Annotated in this window: 7 protein-coding genes; 1 reads left to right on the top strand and 6 read right to left on the bottom strand. The window is 68.1% G+C overall.

Features of this window, described 5'->3' with window-relative positions; genetic code table 11:
• The 6 genes from VGL85_RS03190 to VGL85_RS03165 all read right to left on the bottom strand — a co-directional run.
• Positions 1–293, bottom strand: a 293-nt coding sequence (locus VGL85_RS03190; RefSeq protein WP_331585905.1) for a hypothetical protein, incomplete at its 3' end; no start/stop codon positions are given.
• 285 nt (positions 294–578) lie between these two features.
• Entirely contained in the window at positions 579–2021 is a 1443-nt protein-coding gene (locus VGL85_RS03185) for a serine hydrolase domain-containing protein (RefSeq protein ID WP_331585903.1), read from the bottom strand.
• Positions 2022–2204: 183 nt separating this feature from the next.
• Positions 2205–4769 (bottom strand): bifunctional YncE family protein/alkaline phosphatase family protein, encoded by a 2565-nt coding sequence (locus VGL85_RS03180; RefSeq protein WP_331585901.1) that lies wholly within the window; start codon positions 4767–4769, stop codon positions 2205–2207.
• A 128-nt stretch (positions 4770–4897) separates the two neighbouring features.
• Positions 4898–5248 (bottom strand): hypothetical protein, encoded by a 351-nt coding sequence (locus VGL85_RS03175; RefSeq protein WP_331585899.1) that lies wholly within the window; start codon positions 5246–5248, stop codon positions 4898–4900.
• Positions 5249–5315: 67 nt separating this feature from the next.
• On the bottom strand, positions 5316–6275 hold the full coding sequence (rarD, locus tag VGL85_RS03170) for an EamA family transporter RarD (RefSeq protein WP_331585897.1): 960 nt from the start codon (positions 6273–6275) through the stop codon (positions 5316–5318).
• 76 nt (positions 6276–6351) lie between these two features.
• Positions 6352–7383, bottom strand: a complete 1032-nt coding sequence (locus VGL85_RS03165) for an aspartate-semialdehyde dehydrogenase (protein WP_331585895.1) — start codon at positions 7381–7383, stop codon at positions 6352–6354.
• Positions 7384–7695: 312 nt separating this feature from the next.
• Between VGL85_RS03165 and VGL85_RS03160 the strand changes: the two genes are divergently transcribed.
• Positions 7696–8097 carry a PaaI family thioesterase gene (locus tag VGL85_RS03160; RefSeq protein WP_331585893.1) on the top strand — a complete coding sequence of 134 codons (402 nt, stop codon included), beginning with the start codon at positions 7696–7698 and terminating at the stop codon, positions 8095–8097.
• Positions 8098–8115: the final 18 nt, after the last annotated feature.

Here is an 8115-nt window from a genome sequence, read left to right as displayed (position 1 = left end):
GGCTTGATGATCCGGCTCTCGCGCCGCTCAGCCTCGGCCGCCTGGGCTTCAGCCTCCCTCGCCGCCTCGCGAGCGTCACGCGAAGCATCCCGATCCAGCTTGAAGGTGAGCGCCAGGGTCAGGCGCACGGTGCGTGAGGTCTTGTGGAAGGCTTCGGTGAGGAGCGCCCGTTCTTCCGGCGTCTCCGCCGCACGGGCCTGGACCGCAAGGTCGCGGGCCAGCATCAGGCCGAGCTCTGCGAGCTCGCCCAGGATCTGCTCGGCTCTCTCGCGCTTGGCCACTGCATCCGACACGAACAAAACAAGAACATAGATTGAGCCGGGAGTCAAGGATTTTCGTATCCTCCTCCCACAAGGGGAGGAGGATTGGTGAGGATGCCATTTCCAGCCTAGGACCCATGCCGGCCAATTTGCCTTGGCGTCGCATCACCCATGAGATCGAAGGGGCGCTCCGCGCGGGTGCGCCGGCGACGAGGAGACCGTCCGAAGGTCGGCGATGGGTGGTTAGGGGACATTCGCCGAGCGCTCGTGGAGTGTCAGTGTCTGGCGCACAGCGGCCAGATTGACCTCTGGCTTCATCTAGCGCGCCATCGGCAACCGGTTGCTGACGAACTGGGCGAACTTCTGCCAGGGCGGGCCGAAGTTAGAAAGGATCACCAGCGTGTAGCCGCTGTCCGGGAAGGCCCGGACGTCGCCGTTGGCCCCGGGGCCCCCGCCCTGATGGCCGAAGAAGGGTTTCCCGTTCTCGGCCTTTCCCGAGATGTCGTAGGGATAGCGGCGCCCCGCGATGGTGGCGTCGCCGTGGAGCAGCAGCTCGGTGTGGGCTTGGTCGAGCAGCCGTCCGGCCATCAACGCCGTCATGAACTTCAGCAGGTCGCCAGCGCTCGTGTACTCGCCGCCGGCAGGCGTAGGCGCGCGCAGGCTTTTCATCGGGTCCGTTGAGACCAGCTTGCCGGCGGTAAGGGTATATCCCGTCGCCCGATGCGGTGCGGGCGTCGCGTAGGGCGCCGTCCCACTCTGCGTCATGCCAGCCGGCGCAAAGACATGATCGCGCAGATAGTCGCCCCACGGCTGGCCCGAGACGCGTTCAACGATCCGCCCAAGGATGATGAAACCGAAGTTCGAATAGCTCTTTCGGCTGCCCGGCTCGAAAAGCGGATCGCGGGCGCCGGACAGCGCGATGTAATCGGCGGGCGTCAGCAGTGGCTTCCCTTGCGGGGCCGCGCCGTCGGGGAAATCGCCTGTGCCGCCGGTGTGTGTGAGGAGTTCGTTGACGGTGACTCTCGTTGCGACAGACTTGTTCGGATAGTCCGGCAGATAGCGGCCGACGGGCGCGTCGAGGTCCAGCTTCCCCGACTGCGCCAGCTGCATCACCGCGACCGTCGTGAACATTTTGCCAATGGAGGCTGTCCCCAACTGGCTGTTCACGGTCATGGGAATCCTGCGTTCGCGGTTCTCCTGCCCGCCCGCGTACTGGAAAATCGGCTTGCCGTGCCTGGCGAGCAGAAGGACGCCCGAGAACAGCCCCGCCGCCGTCTCTCGATCGAGCCTGACCTTCAGCGCCGTCAAGAGTTGCGCCTCGTCGAGGACCGGCAGCGGCGGCGCGTCGGTGGGCCGCGGGACGGGATGCGGCTGAAGCAGGGTGATACGATGCGGGTCGCCCGGCTCCACCAGCATCGCGAACTCATCGAAACTGTCGGTGTCCCGTTCGGCCAGGATCACGGATATGATGTTCGGCCCCGGAGCGATGACCTTGAAGGGGACCAGCGGGCCGGTGGTGCTGCGGACCTCCACGAGCGTATCGGACTGCCACTTCGTGGCCGACATGACGTCCCGCACGTAGGCCTTCAGTTCAGCCTCGTCGCCGCGGTTGTAGACCGCGAGCCAATCGGCGAACCGCTTACCGGCGGGTGTGTCGGGAAGCACCGCGGCTGCGAGGCCCTGTGCGGCGCTTTGCGATGGCGGCGCAAGCAGCGTCGCAAGGCCCGCTACGGCGGCGATGCATATCGCGACGATCTTCATCGGAGTCTCCGCTACGATTTTGGAAACTACATATGTAAATCATCGGGTCAAGAGGTCCATTGGGATGAGCCTGAGTCCGCTTCGCGGACGCACGTGAATGTCGGCTACTGGTGCTTCCTGCCACCTGACTCCGCGTCGACCAGCGTCCGCAACGGGTCACAAGCCGACGCTCCGCGTCACCCCCTAGTTCGCCCCGCCGCCCGCCTCCGGCCCCACCACCGCGCGGAACCTGTGCACCGGCGGCGGCATGGGGGAGTCCGGGCCCTTGACGCTCTTCCAGATGATCTCGTTCAGCCGGTGCATGGGCGCCTCGTCGGCGTCGGCGAAGTTCATCTTGGCGCTTTCGCGCGCGCCGTAGGCCTTGGGCGAGTTCATCTCGTTGACGTCGTACTGCGCCGGCAGGGCCTTGTAGGGCGTCAGGTCGGCGGTGGTCCCGAAGGCGGCGTAGAACGGCGTGGCCGCGGCGTCGTACTGGCTGAGCGGCGGCATGCCGAGCAGGAGCTCGATCGAGCGCACCATCGAGCTCGTGGTGTAGAGCGTCGAGTCGACGATCCCGCGCTTCACATAGGGGCTGATCACCAGGCAGGCGGTGCGCCGCGCGTCCACGTGGTCGGGACCGTCCTGGGCGTCGTCCTCCATGATGAAGACGGCGGTCTCCGGCCAGTAGCGGCTGTGGGTGATGGCCTCCAGCATCCGGCCCAGCGCCACGTCCTGGTTGGCGACCATGGCCCGGGGTGAGAACGACTTCGGGTCGGTCCCGTGGGTGTGGTTCTCCTGCATCGACATGACGATGTAGTTCGGCAGGCGCTTTTCGGGGTCCTTCGAGTCGAAGTTCTTCTCGTACTCGCTGAACTCCTGAAGGAAGACCTTGGCGTTCTCGGTGTCGCGCACCCGGTTCTGCAGATAGTTCGGCGAGACGTGACCGACCAGGCCGTTGGCGCCGGGCACGCTGGACATCGGCTCGCCGGTGGAGGCCCGCGTCGCGTACTCGCCGTAGCTGCGATAGGTCAGCCCCTTGCGCCGCGCCGCGTCCCACAGGTAGCCGGACGAGGGCATGTAGGCCATGGAGCGGTTCTTCGCCTGGCTGTGGCCGCCGTAGTTGGCGGGCCAGGACTTCTCGTTCTGGTCGGTGGCGTAGGCGGCGTTGGCCCAGGAGTGGCCGTCCTGGCTGACGTCGCCGTCGGCGTAGCAGTTGTCGAACGCGGCGAACTGCTCGGCCATGGCGTGCTGGTTGGGGGTGATCTGGCGACCGAAGATCGCCAGGCGCGGATCGCCATTGGTGCGCGGCAGGTCGCCATAGACCTGATCGTAGGTCCGGTTCTCCTTGATGATGTAGATGATGTGCTTGATCGGCGAGCCCGCGCCCACCTTGCTGGGCATGATGCTGGGCGTGCGGAAGGGCCGCGCCTCGGCGAGCAGCTTGTCGTTGTAGGGCGTGTTGGCGAACACCTGCCTGGTCCAGCCCGCCAGGTGGGCGCGCAGGCCGGCCAGCGGCAGGCGCTCGACGCTGCTGCGCTGCAGGGTCTTGATGGTCTCGTCACCGCCGTACTTCGACGCCAGCGGGCTGGTGGGGCCCTTCAGGTCCGGATGGCCGGATTCCCCCTTGGTGGCCCCGATGTAGAGCACGTTTCCGCCCTCGGCGAGGGTGAGCGCCGAGGGGTACCAGCCGGCCGGGATGAACCCCAGCACCTCGCTGGTCTCGCGCTTGCGGATATCGATCACCGCCACGTCGTTATTGTCGGCGTTGGCCACGAACAGCAGCTTGCGCCTGGCGTCCAGCGCCAGCGAGTTCGGGGTCGAGCCCAGGGGCGCCTTGGGATAGAGGGCGACCGAGATCACCTGCATCACCGCCCCAAAACGGGGGCCTGGGCGCGTGTCGATCACATAGACGGTGTTCTCGTTGGAGCAGGCCACGAACAGCCGCCCGTCGGCGGCCAGCACCATGTCGTTGGGGTTGAAGCCCACCGCGATGGTCTTGACCACCTTCTCGCTGGCGACGTCGACCACGCTGACCGACTTGTCGCCCCAGTCGGAGACATAGAGCCGCCTGCCGTCGGCGCTCAGCGCCAGCTCATAGGGGCTGATCCCGACGTGGATGCGCTTCTTCACCACGCCGGTCCTGGCGTCGAAGGCGACGACGTCGGTGGCATCCATGGACGTGCCGCGGTTGGCCGCCCAGACCAGGCCGCGCTTCGGATCGGCACGCACGCCGGACCACCAGGTCTGGTCGGTGGGCGGCTTGTCGGTGAACTGGGCCTTGGGCGTCGGGCTGAGCCGGCCGTTGGCGTAGCTGAGCGCATAGATCGGCGCGAGGCTGGCGGCCTCCTTCTTCTCGCCGTTGGCGTTGCCGCCGGAGACATAGAGCGTCTTGCCGTCGCCCGACCAGGCCAGGCCCAGCCAGGTGGTCTTCAGCGGAACCTCCTGCACCAGCTTGTGGGTCTTCTGGTCGATGACCGACAGGCCGTGCGGCAGGTAGCCGGAATGGCCGGCGACGATCACCTTGCCGTCCGGCGAGGGCAGCATCTTCAGGACAAGGTCGTTGAGGTCGGCCACCGACTTGCCGGCCGGGGTGACGCGCCAGCCGTTGGGCAGGTCGAAGCCGCCGCCGCCCGGCAGGGGCCCCGGCAGGGCCGTGGTCGCCTCACCGATGGTCCTGGGCGCGGGATCCGCGGCCCAGGTCGCCGCGGCCACGCCGGCGGCGACCACCGCCGTCAGGCCGGCGATCCAGGCGGATGAGGTGGGGCGCATGCGTGGCTCCGGCCGGGTTGGTTCCTGCCGAGCTTGGGCGCGTCAGGCCCCGCGCGCAACGCCGCGCGGTCGCCCTGGTCTGGCGCCGGATTGCGATAGGTTGATGAAGCCGCCCGCGGGCGAGCCGTTCAGGAGCAGGCCGTCCAGCGGCCCTTGGGACGCGGCATGGGCGGCTCGTCCGAACGCGGCGGGGCGCGCGGCGTGGAGGTCGGCGTCTTGGGCGCGCTGGGGGCGGCGTCCTGGGCGCTGTCGCGCATCCGGCAGCCGGCCTCGGCCATCGGGATTTCGCCCACCGTCACCAGGTCGGCTTCGAACAGGGTGTTGTGCTCGGTGTCGCGGTAGGTGAGGTGCGCGGCGGCGGTCACCTGCTCGACCTTCACCGGGACCAACACAGCCTGCGGCCCCGGCTGGGGCATGGCCTGGGCGCCGGCGGCGAAGGCCAAGACGCTGGCGGCGGCGGCGAAGAACAGCTTTCCCATGGGGCGGGCCTCCCACTCTGGAGCCCAGCTTAGAGCCTCGCGCCGCCGGGCCCGAGTTAAGCTTTGGTCATTCGGCGGGTTTGGCGAGCGCGGTGGCCTTGAGCGCGGTGGCCTTGAGCGCTGGGCGCGAGCGTTTCCAGGCGGCATAGGCGAACACCACCGCCCCGCCCCAGATGAACACGAACGAAAGGGCGCGAAGCGGCGAGAGCTGCTCGCCCTCGGCGACGCCGACGATGAAGCCGGTGGTCGGGCCCAGGAACTGCAGGAAGCCCAGGGACGACAGCGGAATGCGCCGCACGGCCCAGGCGAACAGCACCAGGGGCACGGCGGTGAACGGCCCGCAGGACAGCAGCCACAGGGTCGCGGGCCAGCTCGCGCCCAGGTGGCCCGCGCCCTTCGCCTGCAGCCAGGCCACATAGGCCAGGCCGAAGCCGGCCAGCAGCAGGCACTCGACCAGCAGCCCCGCCTGGGCGGGGACCGCGACCCGCTTCCTGACGATGCCGTAGGCGCCGAAGGAGAGCGCCAGCGCCAGCGAGACGATGGGCAGGCCGCCGATGGCCACGGCCTGGACGATCACCCCGCCGGCCGCCAGCGCGATGGCCAGGTAGCCCAGCCGGTCGATCCGCTCGCGGAAGATCAGCGCCCCGGCCGCCATGCCGATCAGCGGGTTGATGTAGTAGCCCAGCGCGGTCTCCAGCACGCGGCCGGAGTTCACCGCCCAGATGTAGATCGACCAGTTGCCGGCGATCAGCAGGGCCGAGATCGCCAGCCAGGCGAGGTTTCGCGGGTGGCGGAAGGCCGTGCGCACCTCGGCGCCCTGCCGCGCCCAGACCACGAAACCCAGGGCCATCGGAACGGCCCAGACGGTCCGGTTGGCGAGGATCTCCCAGGAGGAGATTCCCAGGCGCCCCATGGCCTGGAACACCAGAGGCACGATCCCCCAGATCAGGTAGCAGACGATCCCCGCCGTGAGCGCCCGACCGCTTCCGACCGATGGGGACGCCGGTTCGGCGTTGGAAACGGTCAAGACTCTAACATCCTTCGGGCGTGAGCGGCCTCACGCCCGGGGGCGGGCCTCGCCTGACGCAGGCGGTTCCATGGCGTCAGGCCAGGGCTTTCTGGCGGATCAGGCCGCGTTCATGGAGCAGCTCGGCGATCTGCACGGCGTTGAGCGCGGCGCCTTTCCGCAGGTTGTCGGCGACGACCCAGAGGCTGAGGCCGTTCTTGATCGTCGGGTCCTTGCGGATGCGGCTGACGAACACCGGGAACTCGCCCTGGGCTTCCTTGGGCGTCATGTAGCCGGTGGAGTCGCGCTTATCGACCACCAGCAGGCCCGGCGCCTCGCGCAGGATGTCGCGGGCCTCGTCCTCGTCGAGCGGGGTCTCGAACTCGATGTTCACGCTCTCCGAATGGCCGACCATCACCGGCACGCGGACGCAGGTCACCGTCAGCTTGATCGCCGGATCGAGGATCTTGTGGGTCTCGTTCCACATCTTGTGCTCTTCGTCGGTGTAGCCGTCGTCCTTGAAGGCGCCGATGAAGGGGATGACGTTGAAGGCGATCTGCTTGGGGAAGGTCTTCGGCGGCGTGGCGCCCAGGACGAAGACGTTCTTGGTCTGGTCGAACAGCTCGTCCATGCCTTCCTTGCCGGCGCCCGAGACCGATTGGTAGGTCGAGACCACCACGCGCCTGATCTTCGCCGCGTCGTGCAGCGGCTTCAGGGTCACCACCAGCTGGGCGGTGGAGCAGTTGGGGTTGGCGATGATGTTCTTGCGGTCGGCCCAGGCGACGTCGTCGGGGTTCACCTCCGGCACCACCAGGGGCACGTCCGGGTCCATCCGCCAGGCCGAGGAGTTGTCGATGACGATCGGGCCGGCGGCGCCGATCTTCGGCGACCATTCCTTGGAGAAGGTCCCCGAGACGCTCATCAGCACCAGGTCGACGCGGCTGAAGTCGAACTGCTCGATGTCCTCGCAGCGGACGATCTGGTCGCCGAAGGAGACTTCCACGCCGATGGATTTGCGCGAGGCGATCGCGTGAATCTTGTCCACGGGGAAGTTCACTTCCTCGAGGATGTTCAGCATTTCGCGGCCCACGTTGCCCGTGGCGCCGACGACGGCGACCCGGTAACCCATCGGTGTTCTCCTAGTCTTGAGGGAGCGTCCCGTTACGCTCCCAAGCCGGCCGAAGCAAGGCGAGGGATACTCGCAAGCCCCCCAGCGGAGCTGAAGTGGGGGCGGCGTGGCGCGGGCGCAACCGCTGTTCCCACCGATGTCATCCTGGCTTGGCCGCAGGCGAAGGCCGGGACCTGTGCACGCGGCGGCGGAGACTAGGTCGGTGTGTCGCCGCCGTGATAGTTCCTGGGCGGCGATGTTCATGGGTCCCGGACATGCCGCTTCACGGGCATTCCGGGATGACCGCTGCACCGACCTGACGGGGAACTTCCGATGTCCGACACCGCCGCGCCGGTCCTCACCGGCATTCCCTTCTCCGACCTGATGGGGGTGGAGATCACGGTCCGCGAGAAGGACCGGGTGGTCGGCCGCATGACCGTGCGCGAGGACCTCTGCACCGTCGGCGGCATCCTGCACGGCGGCGCCTACATGGCCTTCGCCGATGCGCTGGGCGCGGTGGGCGGGGTGCTGAACCTGCCGGCGGGCGCGCGGACCACGACGCTGGAGAGCAAGACCAACTTCCTGCGCGGCGCGCCGGTGGGCTCGAGCGTGACCGGCGAGGCGACGCCCCTGCATATCGGCCGCCGCTCCAGCGTCTGGCAGACGAAGATCACCAATGACCAGGGCAAGCTGATGGCGCTGGTCACCCAGACCCAGATGACCATCGAGGGCTAGGTGCGACCGGGCGAGCGC

The sequence above is a fragment of the Phenylobacterium sp. genome, from assembly GCF_036501465.1.
Classification (GTDB): Bacteria; Pseudomonadota; Alphaproteobacteria; order Caulobacterales; family Caulobacteraceae; genus Phenylobacterium.
This window is presented reverse-complemented; position numbering and strand designations above follow the sequence as displayed.

What these genes read in the sequence shown, in the direction of transcription:
- VGL85_RS03180 (WP_331585901.1), bottom strand. Translation starts at nt 4,769, where the DNA reads ATGCGCCCCACCTCATCCGCCTGGATCGCCGGCCTGACGGCGGTGGTC.
- VGL85_RS03160 (WP_331585893.1), top strand. Translation starts at nt 7,696, where the DNA reads ATGTCCGACACCGCCGCGCCGGTCCTCACCGGCATTCCCTTCTCCGAC.
- VGL85_RS03175 (WP_331585899.1), bottom strand. Translation starts at nt 5,248, where the DNA reads ATGGGAAAGCTGTTCTTCGCCGCCGCCGCCAGCGTCTTGGCCTTCGCC.
- VGL85_RS03185 (WP_331585903.1), bottom strand. Translation starts at nt 2,021, where the DNA reads ATGAAGATCGTCGCGATATGCATCGCCGCCGTAGCGGGCCTTGCGACG.
- VGL85_RS03165 (WP_331585895.1), bottom strand. Translation starts at nt 7,383, where the DNA reads ATGGGTTACCGGGTCGCCGTCGTCGGCGCCACGGGCAACGTGGGCCGC.